Below are 18,606 nucleotides of genomic sequence, written 5' to 3'. Positions count from 1 at the left end.
CCGGCCGGGGTGGTCACTCGGGGACGCGGCCCACCTCGGGTTTCGCCCGCTCCGTGAGCACGTGGCCGACGAACAGGTCGTAGACCACCGCACCGATCACGCCGCCGACGAGTGGTCCCACTATCGGTATCCAGAAGTACCACGAGAACCACTCGTAACTTCCTGGGAAGGCGATCCCGTCCCAGCCCGCGATGAAGGTCCACAGCCGCGGCCCGAAGTCACGCGCCGGGTTGATGGCGTAGCCCGCGCCAGGCCCGAAGGTCAGCCCGATCACGGTGACGACCATCCCGATCAGGAACGGCCCCATGTTGGAGGAGGGCGCCATGTTGCGCGTGTCGATCAACGCGCAGATCAGGCACACCAGAATCCCGGTGCCGACCACTTGGTCCAAAAATGGCCCCCACCAGCTACCGCCGAAGTACTCGGCGGGGAAGGTGGCGAAGATGGCGAAGGTGTCCAGCGACTCGGAGCGAGCCAGCCCCTCTGATGCGTTGAGGGAGTTGATGGCGGGCGCGTAGACCGCGTAGACCAGCGCCGCCGCCAGAAACGCACCCACGACCTGGGCGAACCAGTAGGGCACCACCTTGTACCAGGGAAAGGCCCTGCGTACGGCGAACGCGAGGGTCACGGCGGGATTGATGTGCGCCCCGCTGACTCCACCCGCCGCGTAGACGCCGAAGGCCACGCCGAAGCCCCAGCCCCAGATGATGATCAGCCAGTTGGCCGGGCCGAAGTCGGTCACCTGTCGCCCCGATTCGGGCAACGCTGCCACGGCGACCGCGACGGCGCCACAACCGAGCAGCAACAGGATGAAGGTTCCCAGTACCTCGGCGAGCATCTCGCCCCCGAGTCCTCGGCGGTAACGCCAGTGTTTTCGTGCGTGCGCAGCGTTCTCGGCCATCGATCCTCCTCGCCCGGAGGGCCGTGTGGTGTCTGCCCGGAATCCCCCTGCCCGAGATCCCCCCTGTCCGGATCCCCAGCTCCGTCACTACCGAAGCGGTGCTCACACGCTCCGTGCGAACGGACGGACAAAGCGTAACCGAACTCCGGAACGAACGCCGGACAGCCGAGACCAGCGGGAACGGAGTGGCGGCATCAGCTCACCCGCTCGGCGGAGACGTTCCACGTGTCGCAGGCCGCGGTGGTGCGTTCCCGAAAACCCGTCAGCTTCCAGTCCCGCTGGTGGCCCGGGGAACCGTGGGTGTCGCCGAGCTCGGTGCTTCCCGCTGCCGAGACGAATCGCTCCGCGACGCGGTCCCGCAACGTGCCCCCTTCGGCGGCGGCAGCCATGAACATTCCGGAATAGCAGTCGGCCTGCAGTTCGAGACGGCGCGAGATCCGGAGCCACTCCGGACTTCGTACCTCGACCCCCTCCTGACGAGTGGTGGAAGCGCGCAGCATTCCGGCGCGCTGCTGCACGTGGTGGCCGTACTCGTGCGCCAGCAGTATCAGGTGGGCGGGCTCCCGGGTGCCGATGTCGGAGAGCACCCACTGGCGTGGCATGTGGATGGTGCCGTGGCAGTAGAAGGCGGTGGGGCGGCTCGTGCCCTCGGTCTCGCTGCATTCGCTCGTTCGGGACCCCAGGCTCACCTCGGGTGGTGCCCAGCTCAGGTCCGCCCGGACGACAACGGGACGCCAGAGAGTGTTCAGACAGCGAACGGCGGCCTCGTAGTAGGACCGCATTCGGGTCTCGGACTCGGCGAGTTCCGGCAGGCGACAGTCTGCGGGCTGCAACGAGGCGGTTTCCGAGTTGAGCGGGTTGTGCTCCAACAGGGCTACGGGCTCGAATCCGGGCTGCGGCACGCCGTCGCGCATCTGGGGAACCTCGGTGGCCTCCGAGTCGTCACCACCACCGGCCAGCAGCTTTCCCGGCTCGGCCACCACGGCCAGCAGCACGATCAGGAACACCACACCGAGCACACCGAAGATCGCCAACGGCGAGTTGCCCGTCTGCCGCTCGTCCTCCTCCGGGTCGGGGACCGCGCCGCCATGTCTTCTCCGAAACACCTTCACTCTCTCCTACCCGCCTGCCCGCGGGACACTCGGCAGCGACAATCCCGAATGATTATCCACGAAAGGGTGACAACGGACTGGCGGTTTTCGGCGCGCGCAGCCGGGGAGTTTCGGCACTGCAACCGGTGGTGACCGGGCACGAAATCGTTCAGAACACCGCGACGGGATCAGGAGTGGATGTCGAACCGTTACGCGAAGAAAATCCGCAATCGACCGATTCCGGCGAACAACCGCCTCCGACGAGCGGCGGGCTTCAGCTGCCGGAACTTCGGTCCGGGTTGCCGGGGCGACGCTCGGGCGGCAGCTGACAGGCAGGAGTCTCACCCGGCAACCGGTGCCGGTTGTCCGCCACGAGGCGGTAAACCACATCCGCCACCGAACGGATCACCGGCGCGGCGAGCACGGATCCGGCCAGCCGCCACGGTCCCCGGCAGTGCCGCAGCAGAGCCGCCACCGCGGCGGCCCCGCCCTGGAGTCGGTGGTACTCGTCGACGAACACGACCTCCTGCCGCGCCCGCTGTTCGGGCACCCCCAGCCACTCCAGGTTCGCCTCCTGCCAGGGCACGGAACTAACCCGAACCGGAAGCCGGTCGGCCAGGCGCACGCTGCGGGTGCAGAACCCACAATCACCGTCGTAGATAAGCGCGGGAAGCTCAGTCACGACACCAATGTCCCGCAAGCCGCCGCCATCCCGCACACCGATACCCGGAAGCCTCGCTGATCCCCGGAAGCCGACAGCGGCGCTCCTGGCCCGAACCCGATACCACGACCTCGTTTCGGCGCGCAGCGCCGAACGGCCACCGACGCAGCTCACCCCACCACGAACTTCCCAAGTAGCACGCACCGCCGCGGGTTCTCACGGGTCGTCTCGTGAGGACAGCCTCGACGTTGTGTGTAACTACCCGATGTCGAGGCTCCCGCAGCGAGACGGCCGTGAGGTTCCGCCACGCAACCAGCTACGCAGAGCACGGCACCGACTCTCACTAGTCCAGATCGTCGTGGCGCATGAGCTGTCTCCCCGCCTCGGTCAACGACCCGGAAAGCGCCGGATACACCGAGAAGGTGTTGGCCAGGTCCTCCACGGTGACCTGGTTCTGCACCGACAGCGCCAACGGCAGGATCAGTTCACTGGCGTTGGGGGCCACGACCACACCGCCGACGACCACACCGGTCGCCGGACGGCAGAAGACCTTGAGGAAGCCGCGCCGGACCCCCTCCATCTTGGCGCGGGGATTGCCGGAGAGCGGCAGCACGACGCTCCGGGCGGGAACCTCACCGGACTCGATCGCCTGCTGACTGATTCCGACGGTCGCGATCTCGGGATGGGTGAAGACGTTGGCGGCCACCGTCTTGAGCTTGATCGGGGTGACCCCCTCTCCCAGTGCGTGCCACATCGCGATCCGCCCCTGCATAGCGGCCACCGAGGCCAACAGCAGCACGCCGGTGCAGTCCCCGGCCGCGTAGACACCGGTCGCACTGGTTCGGGACACGCGATCCACCGGGATGTAGCCCGCGCGGTCGGGTTCGATACCGATGCGGTCCAGCCCGATGTCGGCGGTGTTGGGCACCGATCCCACGGTCATCAACGCGTGACTGGCCTCGATCCGACGACCATCGTTGAGGTGGATCAGCACCCCGGACTCGGTGCGGTCGATGCGATCGGCGCGGGCGTGCTTGACCACGCTGGCTCCCCGCTCGGAGAACACCTCCTCCAGCACAGCGGCGGCATCGGCGTCCTCGTGTGGCAGCACCCGGTCGCGGCTGGAGACCAGCGTCACCTTCACGCCCATCTCGGCGTAGGCGGAGGCGAACTCGACGCCGGTGACGCCGGAACCGACCACCGCGAGGTGTTCGGGGAGTTCGGGCAGGTCGTAGAGCTGTCGCCAGGTCAGGATGCGCTCGCCGTCGGGCTGGGCCCCCGGCAGCACGCGCGGTGTCGCGCCGGTGGAGATCAGGACGGAGTCGGCGACGAGTTCCTCCTGCCCGCCGTCGCTGAGGTCGACCCGAATACGGTGCTGTGCCAGTCCCGGTGTCTCGTCGACGAACCGCGCACGGCCTCCCAGAATCCGAACCCCCTCCCGGTGGACCCGGGAGCGGATGTCGGCCGACTGCGCCAGCGCGAGTCCTTTGACCCTGCCGTGCACCACGGCCGTGTCCACGTCCGCGGCACCCTCCTTGACCCTGATGCCGAGTTCCTGCACATCACGAATGGAAGAGCGAGCGCCCCCGGAGGCTATGAAGGTCTTCGACGGCACGCAGTCGTAGAGCACACAGGCGCCGCCCAGCCCCTCGGCCTCGACCAGCGTCACGTCGGCCCCGTTCTGGGCGGCCACGAGGGCGGCCTCGTAACCCGCGGGCCCGCCTCCCATGATTACGATGCGGGACACTTCGCTCTACCTCCTCGTAGGACTCTGTCACCCCGGGTTGGCCGGGGTGCTTGCTTGGCGGAACCTCCCACCGGTTCTCGTTCCGGGAGGATCGACATCGAGTAGGCACGTTCACAGGATCGTGTTCTCGGTTCCGCGCTGCTCGCGCTTCGAACCGTCTTCCGGCACCACGCGACGGCCACGGCACTCGAGTGCGCTCGCGGCCGTGCGAGCGGGAGCCGTACGGGAGGGAACCGCCCTCGCCCGGAATTGGTAGAGATCATTTCGCACCCCTCGCCCCGGGCTCGTAACCGCCGGTCCAACGGTACGCCGCCACCCCGGTCGCGCGGCCCACCGGTACCCGCCGGGAATCGCGTGTCACACGAGCACACGAAGTAGTGAACCGAGTACGTTCAGCAAGAGGGGACAACGGATCGAGGCGTGGTTATCCTGTGAGCCGTGCCGCTATACGCCGCTTACGGATCCAACATGGATCCGACCCAGATGCTGCAACGCGCTCCCCACTCGCCCATGACGGGAACAGGGTGGTTGATGGACTGGCGGCTCACTTTCGGCGGTGAGGATGTGGGGTGGGAAGGGGCACTCGCGACGATCGTCGAGGAATCGGACGCGCAGGTGTTCACCGTGCTCTACGACGTCAGTCCCGAGGACGAGCAGGAACTCGACCGCTGGGAGGGCTCGGACCTGGGGCTGCACAAGAAACTGCGGCTACGGATCCACACCCTGGACGGTCCGACACTCGCCTGGCTGTACGTGCTCGACGCCTACGAGGGCGGCCTGCCCTCCGCGCGTTACCTGGGGCTGATCGCCGAGGCCGCCGAGCGGGCCGGAGCGCCGAACGACTACGTGACCAAACTGCGCACCCTGCCCTGCAGCAACACCGGCCCGGCTCGCTGAGCGCTCCGTCTCCTCGACGGTCTCTTCACCGCGGGCCCGCTCGCTCGCTGTCCGGTCGCCGACGGGGTGACAGGCCGCGAGCAGCGCCAACGCACGACGCGTGCCGCGCCGGTCGTCCCTGGTGGCGATACGCCGCCGCACCAACTCGACGAGCTCGCGAGCCGCGACGGGTGTAACCACCGACAACGTCCGCCGCAGGCATGCAGTGGCAAACGTCTCGTCGCCGGCCGTGCACAGCACCTCGGTCAGCGCGACGTCGAGCACCTGGGTGCGCAGACCGTCCAGCTCCACCACCTCGGACTCGCGAACCCGGCTCTGCCGGACCACGAGCCCGCTTCCCCTCGGCGGCCGTCTGTCGTGGACAACGGTTAGGTGTGTCGCGGCGGGGATGGGGACGGGAGTACAGCCGTGCACCGCGAGCGCGGTCGGCCCCGACAGCACCGCCCCGGGCGCTCCCCACAACAGCGCGGCCAGCGCACGGGTGCGCGGCTGATGCAGCGACTCGGCGGGCACCAGGACTCCCGGCCACTGTGCGGCCACCGCTCCCTGGGCCAACGCGGCGCTCAGCCGCCGCTGCCCGAACCGGGCACGTAGTCGCCCCCGGGGCAACGCCCCGGCAGCCCGCACGGCTCCGAGCAGGTCGGAATCGCATTGCTGTCGCGACAGGATTCGTTCCATTCGTTCGCTCATACCGACAAGAGGAGCGAACGGCGCGCGGTGATACACCCCGAACGAGTGAGACCACGCTTCCTCCCGGCGACAGGCGATAGGACGGGCTCTCGCGCCGGTTACCTCGCGTGCGGCACTTCGGGCACCGGGGAATCCGGCCCGGCCCGCTAACCGGGCCGGGGAGGGCTATTCCCGCAACGCGGTCAACGCGGTGTGGACCATCGTCCTAACCCCCACCAGCAGCGCGCGCTCGTCCAACACGAAATTCGGCTGGTGCAGGTCGTTGGGGCTCATCCCATCGCCTGCCACCCCCAGGCGCGCGAACGATCCGGGCACGTGCTCCAGGTACCACCCGAAGTCCTCGCCGCCGGAGGACTGCGGCGTACCACTCTGCGCCTGCTCCCCGAGCGCCTCACCGATGGCCGATCGCATCAGCCGAGTGCTCCCCGCATCGTTGACCACCGGCGGTACACCGCGACGGTGCTGCAGGTCGTAACCGACCCCGAGCGGCGCCAGCAGCCCTTGGACCAACTCCTGCACCAGCGGCCCGAGCTCGGCCCAGGTGTCACGGTCGGCGGTGCGCAGCGTGCCACGCAGGGTTCCCTCCTGCGGGATCGCGTTGAGGGCCTCGCCGGAACGCACCGCGCCCCAGGCAAGCACGGTCCCGCTGCGCGGATCCACCCTGCGCGAGAGCAACGTCGGCAGCCCGGTTATCAACGTCCCCAGTGCGTGCACCAGGTCGGCGGTCAGATGCGGCCGGGAAGTGTGACCGCCCGGCGAGGTCAGCCGCACCTCCAGCGGATCGCTTGCCGAAGTGAGGGCTCCGATACGAGTTCCGACCGTGCCCGCGGGCAGCCGCGGGTCGCAGTGCAACCCGAAGATCCGGTCCACACCGTCGAGCCCACCAGCGGCGAGCACGTCCAGCGCACCACCGGGCATGACCTCCTCGGCGGGTTGGAAGATCAACCGCACCCGACCGGGCAGCGTGTCAGGGGCCGAGGCCAGTGCCATCGCGGTCCCCAGCAGCACGGCGGTGTGCGCGTCATGGCCGCAGCAGTGCGCCGCGCCCTCCGTGGTGGAGGCGAACGGCAGACCGGTGGATTCGGTGAGCGGTAGCGCGTCGATGTCGGCACGCAGCGCGACCGTGCGGGCGACGTGTGTCTCCTGCCCGATGTCGCAGATCAGTCCCGTCCCGACCGGCAGTCTGCGAGGGCGGAGACCGAGCGCTTCGAGCTGCTCGGCCAGCAACCTCGTGGTGCGGTGCTCGGCGCGCGAGAGCTCGGGGTGGGAGTGCAACTCCCTTCGCCAGGCCACGACGAGATCGGAATTGTCGGCCAACCACTCGTCCAGCCAGGCGGGTCCGCGCCCTTGTCCCGGATCCGCAACCCCGGATCGCACGGGACCGATGGTCCCGCTCGTGGTGACTTCCGGCCCGCTGGACACGACCGCGGGCGTGGAGTCCGACCGGAGGGAGCTGTCCCCGGAGCCACCGGGGGCCCGCGCGGCGTCCTCCTCGGCGAGCGGATCCGCGGGTGGGTGGTCGACCACGGAGTTACCACCGTGGGTGTTGGGACCTAGCGAATTCAACGCGGTCACGTCACGCCTCCCGACGCGAAGAATCGGTTCGACAACCGTCGAAACCCGGAAGCGGTTCGATTACGGACGGCGGCCAGCAAGCGTTCTCGCTGGTCTCCGTCGAGAGCGGCAGCCGCCGCGGTGCGCGCGAGTGCGGCGGCACCGTCGAGGACGGCTCGGTCGGCCGAGGGCGAGGCACACGCCGCCGCGAACTCGGCCTGGTGATTGACCGCATCCCCACACTCCAGCGCGAGCATCGGATGCACGGTCGGCACCCGAAGGCTCACGTTGCCCATGTCGGTACTGCCGATCACGCCGTCGCGTTCCACCGCACGGGCGACCGGATCACGACCGAGCTCGACCACGGCGCGACGGTAAGCCTCGGCGAGCCACTCGTCGGAGCACAGCTGGGTGTAGACGGGCGAGACACGCACCACTTCCGTCGAACAGCCGGTGGCGGTGCCCCCCGCCTCGAAACAGGCACGTATCCGGTCTTCCAGCCGCGCCAACGATTCCGGATCGGGCGCTCGCAGGTTGTACTCGGCCGCGGCCCGTTCGGGCACGATGTTCGGTGCCGCCCCTCCGGAGGTCACTATGCCGTGCACCATCTGACCGGCTTCCATGTGCTGCCGCAGCAGCCCGACGGCCACCTGGGTCACCGTGAGCGCGTCGGCGGCGTTGAGCCCCAGTTCCGGGGCCGCGGCCGCGTGAGCCGCCCGCCCGGTGTAGCTGACCCGCAGATCGGTGATGGCCAGCGAGCGCGGCGCACACACCTCCGCCGGACTGGGGTGGATCATCAGAGCGGCCGCCAGCTGATCGAACAGCCCCGCCTCCAGCATCGTGATCTTGCCCCCACCGAGCTCCTCGGCGGGTGTACCGAGCACGCGCACGGTTATTCCGAGTCGTTCGGCGTGCTCGGCCAGTGTCAACGCGGCACCGACGGCGGCGGCCGCGATGATGTTGTGCCCACAGGCGTGGCCGACCTCGGGCAACGCGTCGTACTCGGCGCAAAGCCCGACGACGAACTCCCCGGAGCCGTAATCGGCGGTGAAAGCGGTGTCGAGCCCGGCCACCGGTCGCTGGACGCGAAAACCGTGTGCGGCGAGTGTCCCGGCGACGGTTTCGGCGGCGCGATACTCGGCGAAACTGACCTCAGGGTCGGCGTGGAGCCCGTGTGACAGGTCCAGCAGCTCGGCTCGGTACTCGTCCACCGCCGCACGCCACACCGAAACGGCGCCCGGGTCACCCGTGGACGGTTCCGGCTCGGCGGAACCCGGGTCCCTCGCCGGACGAACCGTGTCGTGACCACTGTTGTGCGGGGATTCGGTACTCATTTGCGACCCATAGTGCAGGATACGAGCACTCGTGGCCGCCTCGGACGCGCCCCGGATAGCTCACCGGTCACTTCGACGCGCCGAACGGGTGAAGGAGTTCAGTGGGACCGAAGACCGGACGAAACAGTTAGACGGCCCTCGGTGAACGAGCGGCACCACCGGGGATGCGCGCTGTGAGACGGGTGTCGGGTGGATCGGCACCGGTCGGGGGGCTTCCCGGCGCCGACCCACTTCTCCGGGCGAACGCCCGAAGTCGAGAGGCGAATTCCGACAACGTCACAGTGTCGTCGGTTCGCCACGCGATCCGTCGACTGTGAAACTCCCACAGGATTTCGCTCAGGTCTAGTCCAAGTGACGGAAAATTCACGCAAAACAGACCGTGAGTTCCGTTAAGCGGGGGTTCAGCTGCGTTTGCGCCACCGAACCACGAGCGACTGCTTGCCGCGCTTGCGGCGGAGCAGCAACACCCCGACGACGAGAACGACACCGAGCGCACCGATCACGGTTCTGCGATCCTGCCCACCCTCGGAGTTGTCGGAAGGCGAATCCCCCTCGGACTGCGCCCGAATGTGACTGTCCTCACTCGACACGATCTCGACCGGGGAGCGGCTCGGAGTTCCGGACGCGCTGGACTCGACCCCCATCGGAGCGGCCCGGAGTTCGGCAGCCACGGCGACTCCGGAATTCCCCGCCAGGAGGAGCGCAAAACCGAACAACAACGAGAGGAACAGACGCACCGAAGTCGAGCGACGCCGCGTGCCTCGGGCCACACGATCGCCTGCCACCGTGGGTCGCCTTCGGACAGCACACGCAACAGACAACCGAACCTCCAACCGTGGCCACTCGTCAGTGTGACTATTGCACCATACTGGGCACCATGAGTGACTTCTCAGCGAAAAATCACCCAGATCGGAGCAGAGCAACCACTAACAGTCACTCGAACGTGTAAAGCTTCGAACGTGCAGCCGAGGCGGAAGCCGACCGGACGGGAAACCCCCTGTGAACACCGCCACACGGTTCCCCAGCTACATCGCTCGGCTCACCGCACTCCGAGCGCCGTCAATTTCTCGCGAAATCGCCGCGCCACCAGCCCCGACGAATAGCCGCACTCCCACCACTCCCGCAGGGTGAACCCCGACCACCCTCGCGGTCGGCACCGCCGCGGGTTCTCCCGTGCGGCTCTCGCGAGGACGCCGGAGACGTTGTGTAGGCCGCTACCCGATGTCGCCGGCCCCGCAGCGAGAGCCGTGCGAGAGGTTCCGTCGCCCGACTTCGGAGCGACGTCGATTTCCCACGAAATTTTCACCCCGCACCACCCGTCGGGAAGCGACCGTGAGCGAAGCAGCGCAAGGGACCCCGGTGCGTGAGTCGGATGCATTGCGAGGCCGGGCCGCTCGCCGCGTAGGTCGCTACTCAAGAGCCGGCCCAACGCGGCAAGGCGCCGACTCACGTGACGGCTAACCGACCCACCAAAGCAAGCCGTGCCAAACATGAAAAAGGGGCTCCCCGGCTGTGTAGTGCCGGGAAGCCCCGTTGTTTCAGCTAACGAGCTCGACTCAGGAGTCGGAGTCCTTCTTGACGGAGTCGCCCGAGCCGGAACCGCTACCGGTGGTCGCGCCCGCGCGCGTCCTGGCAGCACTGCTCCGGATGCCCTCAATCGGGCTGGGCTCACGCTGCACGGCCAGGTTGGGCCGCTCCTGGCTGAGCGCCTTGGCGATACCCAGGCACATCAGCAGCAGCACGATGCAGAACGGCAGCCCGGTCACGATCGAGGCGGTCTGCAACGCACTCAGGGCGTCGGCGCCGCTGGCCGCCCCGGCGGCGAGCAGCACGCAGGCGATGACACCTTCCGCGATCGCCCAGAACAGTCGCTGCTGCCACTTCGGGTTCGGGTCGCCGCCGTTGGTGAGGATGTCGACCACCAGCGAGCCGGAGTCCGAGGAGGTGGCGAAGAACAGCACGACCACGACCACCGCGAGCACGGAGGCGAGGATCGAGACGATGTCGGCGACCGGAAGCTGGTCCAGCAGCACGAACATCGCCTTGTTGAACCCGGCGTCGACGAGTGCCTGACCGTCCTCGCTACCGGAGAGCACACTGCGCAGACCGGAGTTGCCGAAGATGCTCAGCCACACGAAGGAGGCACCGACCGGGGCGAACATGGCGCCGCCGATGAAGTTGCGGATCGTCCGGCCGTAGGAGATCCGGGCGATGAACATGCCCACGAACGGCGACCAGGCGATCCACCAGCCCCAGTAGAACAGCGTCCAGCCGGCCTGCCATTCCTGGGCGTTGCCGTTGCCGTTGTTCGGGAAGGTCTGGAAGCTCAGCTCCGGCAGGTGCTGGAAGTAGTAGCCGACGTTGCTGGCCAGCATGTTCAGCAGGTCCAGCGTGGGACCGAAGAAGAACACGAACAGCATCAGGATGAACGCCAACCACAGGTTGATCAGCGAGAGGTTCCGGATGCCCTTGTCGATGCCGAACATGACCGAGACCACGGCCACGGCGGTGATCGCCAGGATGACGATGACCTGCAGCATCGTGGTGTTCTCGATGCCGAACACCGCGTTGAGACCGGCACCGACCTGGTTACCGCCAAGCCCCAGTGAGGTGGCCAGCCCGAACAGCGTGCCGAACACCGCGAGCACGTCGACGATGTGGCCCGGCCAGCGGTAGATCCAGTTGCCGATCAGCGGGTAGAAGGCGGCGGCAGGACGCAGCGGCAGGCCCTTGCGGAAGGCGAAGTAGCCCAGCGCGAGGCCGAGTACGATGTAGATCGCCCACGGGTGCAGGCCCCAGTGGAAGAACGTGAAGTTCATCGCACGTTGCGCGGCGGCCTGGGTTCCCGGCTCACCGACCGGCGGGTTCCCGAAGTGCCAGACCGGCTCGGCCACGGCGTAGAAGACCAGGCCGATCCCCATACCGGCGGTGAACAGCATCGCGAACCACGCGAGATTGCTGTACTCGGGCCGAGAATCCGGTGGGCCGATCCGGATCGTGCCGAATCGACTGACCATGATCGCCAACACGAAGACCACGAAGAACGTGGCCGAGAGGATGTAGAGCCACTCGAAGTTGGTGGTGATGAAGCTATTCACATTGCTTGAGACGGTGTTCAGATTCGCCGGTGCGAGCACGCCCCAAAGCACGAAAGCGATCACCAGGATCCCCGAGGTGATGAACACCGGGGGATTGGTGTGTTCTTTCAGATGCTGTTTCATTACTGTACGTCACCTTTCCAGCGCATATCGACACAATTGCCATCTGCGCCGTAAGCAACCAAAGATCGCAACGGACGCGTTCGGCCACTGTGGTGGCTTCCCCAGCGCGGACCGCATATCACAGCGAACCACGGTAAAGACTGTTCCGCCGAATGTGAAACTCCAGCGCCAAACGATATGCAGTTGAAACACGAAAAATGTCGCCGGTCACAAAGTACGACCGCGTTCGTGCTCGATCCGTCGCGCAAGGTGGTCGGTGTCGAGGGTTTCACGGCGAACACTGCCCGCCCGGTAGGCGGCACGGCCGACGAGCTGGGCCAACACCGGCGCGGTGATGGCCTGGAACAACCCGACCAGAATAAGCCCTGAGGCGTATCGCACTTCCAGATGCACCGCACTGCCGAGCAGTATCAACACGAGACCGAGGGTTTGCGGCTTGGTCGCCGCCTGCAGTCGGGCGGCGACATCGGGAAAAGTCAGCAATCCTATCGCACCGAACAGACAGGACACGGCACCGGCTATCAGACATACCGCCGAGAACAGATCCAGCCAGCTCATCGATGTGACTCCTTCTTCTCGACGAGACGCGCGGCACTGACCGAACCGATAAACGCCAGCAGGGCGAATGCCGCCGCCAGCGCGACATTCGATCCGTCCTCGTTCCTACCCATCCCCACACATGTGGCCGCGACGATCAACGTGATGAACACGTCCAATGCCACTATGCGATCCAACGTGCCCCGTCCGAGCAGCAAACGCACCAGAGAAAGCAATCCGGCCAGACACAACAAACCGAATGTGATAGCGAACACCACGCCCATCATCCGACCTCCGACCGATGATTCCGATCCACCATCCGTACCTGCTCGCCGGTTCCCACCGCGTGAACCACCCGGCGTTCCCAGCCGAGTACTTCTCGCCGCACCCGTTCGGTGGCGTGCTCACCGGCACCGAGCGCGTAGACGTAACAGATCCGGTTGGCTCGATCGATCTGCAACACGAAATTGCCGGGGGCGAGCGAGACCGCGTTGGCCACCATCGCCATCAGATGGTCCGAGTCGGTGACCAGCGTCACCGCAACGATCGACGCCCGCACTCGCGGTCCCCGCACGATCGCTTCGAAAGCCACTCGCCCGGTGGAAACCACCAGATCCCACGCCAGTAAGAGCACGAGTTGACCGGCGCGTAGCGGACGCAGCCGAATGTCGGTGGCGATCGGCGGTGCGGGGAAGAACCCGATGACGAACATTCCCACCACGATCCCGAAGAAGACCGTGCCGGGATCGTAGGTGCCCCAGAGCAGCAGCCAGACCAGCACCAGCCAGAGCAGCAGTGGCAACCTTCGGACGGCTCTCCCGATCGGGTGCCGTCTACTGACCACGTGCTCCCCCCTGCTGGTACGCCGGTGGCGGTGGCGGGGTTCGGGATCAGCCACCGGAACCACCTCCCAGTACCGCCGTTCGGTAAGCCTCCCCGGTGATCAGGTCGGTGGCGGCACGTTGGCTGACCTCGGCCAGCGGCCCGGCGAGTGCCGCGACGAGCACTGTGGACAAGACCAGCACCCCGGTGGCCTGCACCATCCCCGGGGAGGTGTCTCCGGTACCGACCACGAGTTCGTCGGTGGGGTCGGGATCGCCCTCCGGCTCGCGCACCTGCCCCCAGAAGGCCCGACTCCACACCCTGGCCACGGCGTAGAGCGTGAGCAGGCTGGTCAGTACCACGACACCGGTGGCCACGTAGCCCCACACGGTGCCGACCCCGATCCCGGACCGCAGCAACGCGAGCTTGGCGACGAAACCGGAGAACGGTGGCACCCCGGCCAGGCTCAACGCGGGCACGGCGAACAGCACGGCCACCAGTGGGGATATCTTGGCCAGGCCACCCATCCTGCTCAGCGCGACCGTTCCGGTGTAGCGGGTTATGAGACCGCTGACCAGGAACAGCGTCGCCTGCACCGTGATGTGGTGCACGATGTAGAGGATCACCCCGGTCAGTCCGGCGATGTCGTAGACGCCGAGTCCGAACAGCATGAACCCGATGTGGCTCACGAGCAGGAACGACAGCATCCGGTTTAGGTCGTTCTGCGCGAGCGCGCCGAGCGCACCGATGATCATCGTCGCCATGGCCAGTGTGAGCATCAGCGGCCAGCTCGGTTCGCGTTCGAAGACCAGGATCTGGGTGCGGATCATGGCGTAGATGCCGACCTTGGTCAGCAACGCGGCGAGGATGGCGGTGATCGGCGCGGGCGCGTTGGGATAGCTGTCCGGCAGCCAGAAGTGCAGCGGAACCATGGCCGACTTGACCCCGAACACGATGACCATCAGCAGTGCGAGTGCGCGCACCGGCGCGGGCGGCAGTTGCCCCATCTGCAGGGCGAGGTCGGCCAGGTTCACCGTGCCGGTGGCGGCGTAGACCAGCCCGATCATGGTCAGGAACAGCACCGAGGAGGACAGGCTGACGATCGTGTAGGTCATCCCCGCCCGCACCCGGCTCGCGGTGGTGCGCCGGTTGATCAGCACGTAGGAGGAGGCGAGCATGATCTCGAACGCCACGAACAGGTTGAACAGGTCACCGGTCAAATAGGCCAGTGAGACTCCCGCGCACAGCACCAGGTAGATGGGGTGGAAGGTGGTGCTGGCGGCTCCGCGCCCGTAGTCGGTGATGCGCTGGCCGATCGAGTACAGCAGCACCGCGAACATCACGACCACGCTGATCAGCAGCAGCAGCGCGGCCAGCCGGTCGGCCACGAGGGCGATCCCCACCGGAGCGGCCCAGCCGCCGAGATGCAACACCAGCGGGCCGTGCACGTCGGCGAAGTACAGCAGTACCGCCGCGTCCACGACGATCACGCCGAGCACCAACAGCCCGAGCAAGCGTTGCACGTCGGCGAACCGTCCGAAAGCCATGGACAGTCCGGCCGCCGCCAGCGGAAGCAACACCGGGACGGCTACCAGTTCGCTCACCGGGTGGCCTCCGAATCCAGTTCCCGCTCGGTCTCCTCGTCCGCTTCGGCCAACTCGGCCTCCAACCTGCGGATCCTGCGGTCCTCCACGTCGTCCTGCACCTCGTCGTGCCCGAGCAACTGCCAGGCGCGGTAGGCGAGGGCGAGCAGGAACGTGGTCAGCGCGAAGGTGATGACGATGGCGGTAAGAGCCATGGCCTGCGGCAGCGGATCGGCCATCCGTTCGATCGGGGCGTCGCCCAGCATCGGGGGGCGTCCGGCCTGACTGCCGCCCGCCAGTTGCAACAGCAGGTTGGCGCCGTGCCCGAGGATCACGATGCCCAGCAGCACACGCATCAGGGAACGCTGCAGCAGCAGGTAGAAGCCGGTGGCGTAGAGCCCGCCGAGCACGATCGCCATCGTGAGGTTCACGGTGTTCATCGCGAGTCACCTCCCGGCTCGGCGATGTCGGCCTCGATTCCGGATCCGAGTGTGCGCAGCAGGTCGAGCACCACTCCGAGGATCAGCAGATAGACGCCGATGTCGAGGAACAGGCTGCTGACCAGCTTGATCTTGCCGAGCAGCGGAACGGCGAAGGTGAAGCTCGCGCTCTCCAGCACCACACCACCGAACAGCACCGGCACCAGACCGGTGATCACGGCGATCGTCAGTCCGATCCCGATCAGCACCGGTGGACGCATGGACACCGTGGAGCTGTCGTCCAGTCGGCCGCCCGCGAGGTAGCGCAGCACGAACGCCTGCCCCGCCACCAGACCGCCGCTGAATCCGCCACCGGAACGGTAGTGCCCGGCGAACAGCAGGTACACCGAGAAGACGATCACTGTCGGGAACACCACGCGCGCGACGAGCTCCAGCAGGATGGTTCGTTCCCGGGGATCCCGGCTGTAACCGGAGAGCAGCCAGCGCTCGGCCGGAGCGTCGGAGTGGAACCAGGCACCCGTGGCCGTTTCCTCCCGCCCGTCGGATGCTCGGGGATCGGTCATGTTCGCCCCTTTCCGCCGCGTTCGCCGGGGGCCCGCCCGGCGGTGGACAGGGATTCCCAGTGGGATCTGGCGTGTTTCCTGCGACGTCCGGACCGGGCACTGAGCACCAAGCTGGCCACTCCGGTGGCTGCGACCGCGAGTACCGACAGTTCGCCCACGGTGTCGAAGGCGCGGAAGTCGATGATGATCGCGTTGACCACATTCGTGGCGGAGGCGCCCTCCTCCGCGTGTTCCAGGTACTCCCTGCTCACCGCCGAGGGTGTGTCGCGCGCCGAGCTGAAGATCAGCGCGGCGAAGCCGACGAACACCCCGCCCGCCAGCGAGATCAGCACCTTCGGCAACCGCACCCGCCGCGAGGACGGCGTCTGGGTGAACCGGGCGGGCAACCGGCGCAGCACCAGCACGAACGCGATCAGCGTCAGCGTCTCCACCAGGAACTGGGTCAGTGCGAGGTCCGGGCCACCGCCGACGATGAACATCCCACCGATGGCGTAGCCGATCACTCCCACTAGCAGCACCGCCGTGATCCGTCGGGTCGCGCGGACCACGCCCGCCGCGGCGATCAGGATGACCAGCGCCAGCGGCAGTTGCAGCACGTTGTCCCACCAGCGCAGTTGTTCGATCGGGGTGGACCTGATCAACAGCACCGAGCCGGGAACGACCAGCACCGTGAGCAGGATGATCCCGAGGTAGGTGGGTAGCGAACCGACCTGCAACCGACCGGTGACCCCGACGGCGAGCCGTTCCAGCGTGCCCATGACGCGTTCGTAGCCGCGCTGGGCGTCGAACGGGCTCGGCAACCGGTCACGCAGCCGGTTCAGCTCGGGGTTGCGAGCGGCCAGCGCCAGGCCACCGAGCAGTGTGACGAGGGAGAACACCAGCGGGAGGTTGAAGCCGTGCCAGAGCCCCAGGTGGTACTCACCGGAGCTGCCCACCGCCCGTTCGGCGTAGGTGGCGGCGAGTTCGTCGGTCAGCGGGTAGCCGACTCCGAGCGCCAGGCACAGCAGCGCGGTGATGGCGGGTGGGAGCAGCATCCCGAGGGGTGTGGGGGGAACCTCGGTGGGCATCGTGCCGCGTTTGGAGGCGAAACCGCCGACCAGCAGCCTGGCGGTGTAGGCAACCGTGAGCACGGAGCCCAGTACGAGCCCGGCCTCGACCACGAGGGCGGGCCCGCCGCCGAGATAGGCCTCGAACGCGGCTTCCTTGGCCACGAAGCCGATCATCGGAGGCACCCCGGCCATGGACATGGCGGCCAGCACCGCCACCGTGGCCAGCCAGGGAAGACGGCGACCGACCCCGGAGAGTTCGCGGATGTCTCTGGTGCCGGTCTGGTGATCGACGATACCGATGACCAGGAACAGCGTGGCCTTGAAGGCGCCGTGGGCCAGCAGCATGCCCGCCAGTGCCAGCTCTCCGGTGTAGCTCCCCGAACCCGCCAGCACCATCAGGAAGCCCAGCTGGCTGACCGTGCCGTAGGCCAGCAGCAGCTTGAGGTCGTACTCCCGTAGCGCACGCCAACCGCCGACGAACATGGTGACCAACCCGAAGACCGCGGTCACCATGGGCAGATAGGACACTTCGGACAATACCGGCGTGAGCCTTCCGACCAGGAAGACTCCCGCTTTGACCATGGAGGCGGCGTGCAGATAGGCGCTGATCGGGGTGGGCGCGACCATCGCGGCGGGCAGCCAGTTGTGGAACGGGACCTGTGCCGACTTGGTGAAGGCCCCCACCAGGATCAGCCCGGTGGCGATGGCGGCCGCTGAGCCGGTGGGTGGTTCGGCCGCCAGTTCCGAGATCCGGTAGGTGCCGCTCGCCTCGCCGAGCACGATGAATCCCAGCAGCATCACCAGACCGCCCAGCGTCGTCACCAGCAGTGCCTGCAGTGATGCCCTGCGGGATTCCCTGCTCACCCCGGACTGGCCGACGAGCAGGAACGAGCAGATCGTGGTCAGTTCCCAGAAGATGTAGAGGGTGAGCAGGTGATCGGCCAGGACCAGTCCGAGCATGGCCCCCGCGAAGGCCAGCAGCAGCGGGGCGGAACGTTTCGCGTCGCCGCTCGGAGTCTCGAAGTACCACCTGGAGTACAGCAGGACGAGCACGCCGATCCCCGACACCAGCAGTGTCATCACCAGCGCCAGGGTGTCCAGCCGGAACACGAACTCCAGCCCCAGCGTTGCCGACCAGGTCACCCGGGCGACGGGCTGGTCACCGGCCAGCACCGCCTCCGACTGCGCCAGCGCCCAGCACAGCGCCGCGGCCGGCGGCAGCGCGGCCACGAGGTAGGCGGCGCGGGCGCGGCGCATCGCGACCGGAGGCAGCAGGAGCGCCACCAGCAGGTGCGAGATCACCAGCGCGAGCACGAATCCCTCCCCTGCCGTGGCGTTTCGGATCTACCGTGGCGTTACGGGCCGTCGGCACCGCGACACGAGCCGTGCACCGGTGCTTCCGCCGCCGCTTGCCGCCGTGGTGGCGGGCCGGTTACGAACCCCGAGCGACACCGCGTCTGTGCTGTCCGGACCAGCCACGATGGCCCGATCACCGTCAAACTTAGCCCACGATCGC

The 18,606-nt window shown here is 67.5% G+C and carries 16 protein-coding genes; 1 reads left to right on the top strand and 15 read right to left on the bottom strand.

Annotated elements, in window-relative coordinates; translation table 11 throughout:
- Positions 1–13: 13 nt before the first annotated feature.
- From ACOQFL_RS20145 to ACOQFL_RS20130, 4 genes are all read right to left on the bottom strand, one after another.
- Positions 14–901, bottom strand: coding sequence for an MIP/aquaporin family protein (locus ACOQFL_RS20145; RefSeq protein WP_435545753.1), 888 nt, complete (start codon positions 899–901; stop codon positions 14–16).
- Between the two features lie 194 nt (positions 902–1,095).
- Positions 1,096–2,013: a neutral zinc metallopeptidase gene (locus ACOQFL_RS20140; RefSeq protein ID WP_435545752.1), complete on the bottom strand. Its 918-nt coding sequence runs from the start codon at positions 2,011–2,013 to the stop codon at positions 1,096–1,098.
- 253 nt (positions 2,014–2,266) lie between these two features.
- The gene (locus ACOQFL_RS20135; protein ID WP_435545751.1) at positions 2,267–2,674 is read right to left on the bottom strand and encodes a thiol-disulfide oxidoreductase DCC family protein; all 408 of its coding nucleotides are present in this window, start codon (positions 2,672–2,674) and stop codon (positions 2,267–2,269) included.
- A 322-nt stretch (positions 2,675–2,996) separates the two neighbouring features.
- Positions 2,997–4,400: an NAD(P)H-quinone dehydrogenase gene (locus ACOQFL_RS20130; protein WP_435545750.1), complete on the bottom strand. Its 1,404-nt coding sequence runs from the start codon at positions 4,398–4,400 to the stop codon at positions 2,997–2,999.
- A gap of 438 nt (positions 4,401–4,838) precedes the next feature.
- On the opposite strand from ACOQFL_RS20130, the gene ACOQFL_RS20125 reads away from it, so the two are divergent.
- On the top strand, positions 4,839–5,297 hold the full coding sequence (locus tag ACOQFL_RS20125) for a gamma-glutamylcyclotransferase family protein (RefSeq protein ID WP_435545749.1): 459 nt from the start codon (positions 4,839–4,841) through the stop codon (positions 5,295–5,297).
- Positions 5,298–6,152: 855 nt separating this feature from the next.
- Here the strand turns inward: ACOQFL_RS20125 and ACOQFL_RS20120 are convergent.
- From ACOQFL_RS20120 to mbhE, 11 genes are all read right to left on the bottom strand, one after another.
- Positions 6,153–7,409, bottom strand: coding sequence for a M20 family metallopeptidase (locus ACOQFL_RS20120; RefSeq protein WP_435545862.1), 1,257 nt, complete (start codon positions 7,407–7,409; stop codon positions 6,153–6,155).
- A 149-nt stretch (positions 7,410–7,558) separates the two neighbouring features.
- On the bottom strand, positions 7,559–8,875 hold the full coding sequence (locus ACOQFL_RS20115) for an amidohydrolase (protein ID WP_435545748.1): 1,317 nt from the start codon (positions 8,873–8,875) through the stop codon (positions 7,559–7,561).
- 401 nt (positions 8,876–9,276) lie between these two features.
- A complete protein-coding gene (locus tag ACOQFL_RS20110; RefSeq protein ID WP_435545747.1) occupies positions 9,277–9,546 on the bottom strand; it encodes a hypothetical protein in 270 nt (89 codons plus the stop codon).
- Positions 9,547–10,431: 885 nt separating this feature from the next.
- Complete coding sequence (locus ACOQFL_RS20105) at positions 10,432–12,096, bottom strand: BCCT family transporter (RefSeq protein ID WP_435545746.1); 1,665 nt, start codon at positions 12,094–12,096, stop codon at positions 10,432–10,434.
- A gap of 207 nt (positions 12,097–12,303) precedes the next feature.
- On the bottom strand, positions 12,304–12,654 hold the full coding sequence (mnhG, locus tag ACOQFL_RS20100) for a monovalent cation/H(+) antiporter subunit G (protein ID WP_092928173.1): 351 nt from the start codon (positions 12,652–12,654) through the stop codon (positions 12,304–12,306).
- Positions 12,651–12,917 carry a monovalent cation/H+ antiporter complex subunit F gene (locus ACOQFL_RS20095; RefSeq protein ID WP_092629433.1) on the bottom strand — a complete coding sequence of 89 codons (267 nt, stop codon included), beginning with the start codon at positions 12,915–12,917 and terminating at the stop codon, positions 12,651–12,653. The genes mnhG and ACOQFL_RS20095 overlap by 4 nt, the downstream gene beginning before the upstream one ends.
- Positions 12,917–13,531 carry a Na+/H+ antiporter subunit E gene (locus tag ACOQFL_RS20090; protein ID WP_435545745.1) on the bottom strand — a complete coding sequence of 205 codons (615 nt, stop codon included), beginning with the start codon at positions 13,529–13,531 and terminating at the stop codon, positions 12,917–12,919. Before ACOQFL_RS20090 ends, ACOQFL_RS20095 begins: the two co-directional genes overlap by 1 nt.
- Complete coding sequence (locus ACOQFL_RS20085; protein WP_435545744.1) at positions 13,524–15,059, bottom strand: Na+/H+ antiporter subunit D; 1,536 nt, start codon at positions 15,057–15,059, stop codon at positions 13,524–13,526. The genes ACOQFL_RS20090 and ACOQFL_RS20085 overlap by 8 nt, the downstream gene beginning before the upstream one ends.
- Entirely contained in the window at positions 15,056–15,478 is a 423-nt protein-coding gene (locus ACOQFL_RS20080) for a Na(+)/H(+) antiporter subunit C (RefSeq protein WP_092928176.1), read from the bottom strand. Before ACOQFL_RS20080 ends, ACOQFL_RS20085 begins: the two co-directional genes overlap by 4 nt.
- The gene (locus ACOQFL_RS20075) at positions 15,475–16,041 is read right to left on the bottom strand and encodes an MnhB domain-containing protein (RefSeq protein WP_435545743.1); all 567 of its coding nucleotides are present in this window, start codon (positions 16,039–16,041) and stop codon (positions 15,475–15,477) included. The genes ACOQFL_RS20080 and ACOQFL_RS20075 overlap by 4 nt, the downstream gene beginning before the upstream one ends.
- A complete protein-coding gene (gene mbhE, locus ACOQFL_RS20070) occupies positions 16,038–18,404 on the bottom strand; it encodes a hydrogen gas-evolving membrane-bound hydrogenase subunit E (protein WP_435545742.1) in 2,367 nt (788 codons plus the stop codon). The genes ACOQFL_RS20075 and mbhE overlap by 4 nt, the downstream gene beginning before the upstream one ends.
- Between the last annotated feature and the right edge of the window lie 202 nt (positions 18,405–18,606).

This window comes from Actinopolyspora sabaoui (genome assembly GCF_051225635.1).
Lineage (GTDB): Bacteria > Actinomycetota > Actinomycetes > Mycobacteriales > Pseudonocardiaceae > Actinopolyspora.
Note: the sequence above shows the minus strand (reverse complement) of the source record. Positions and strands in the feature narration are given on the sequence as shown.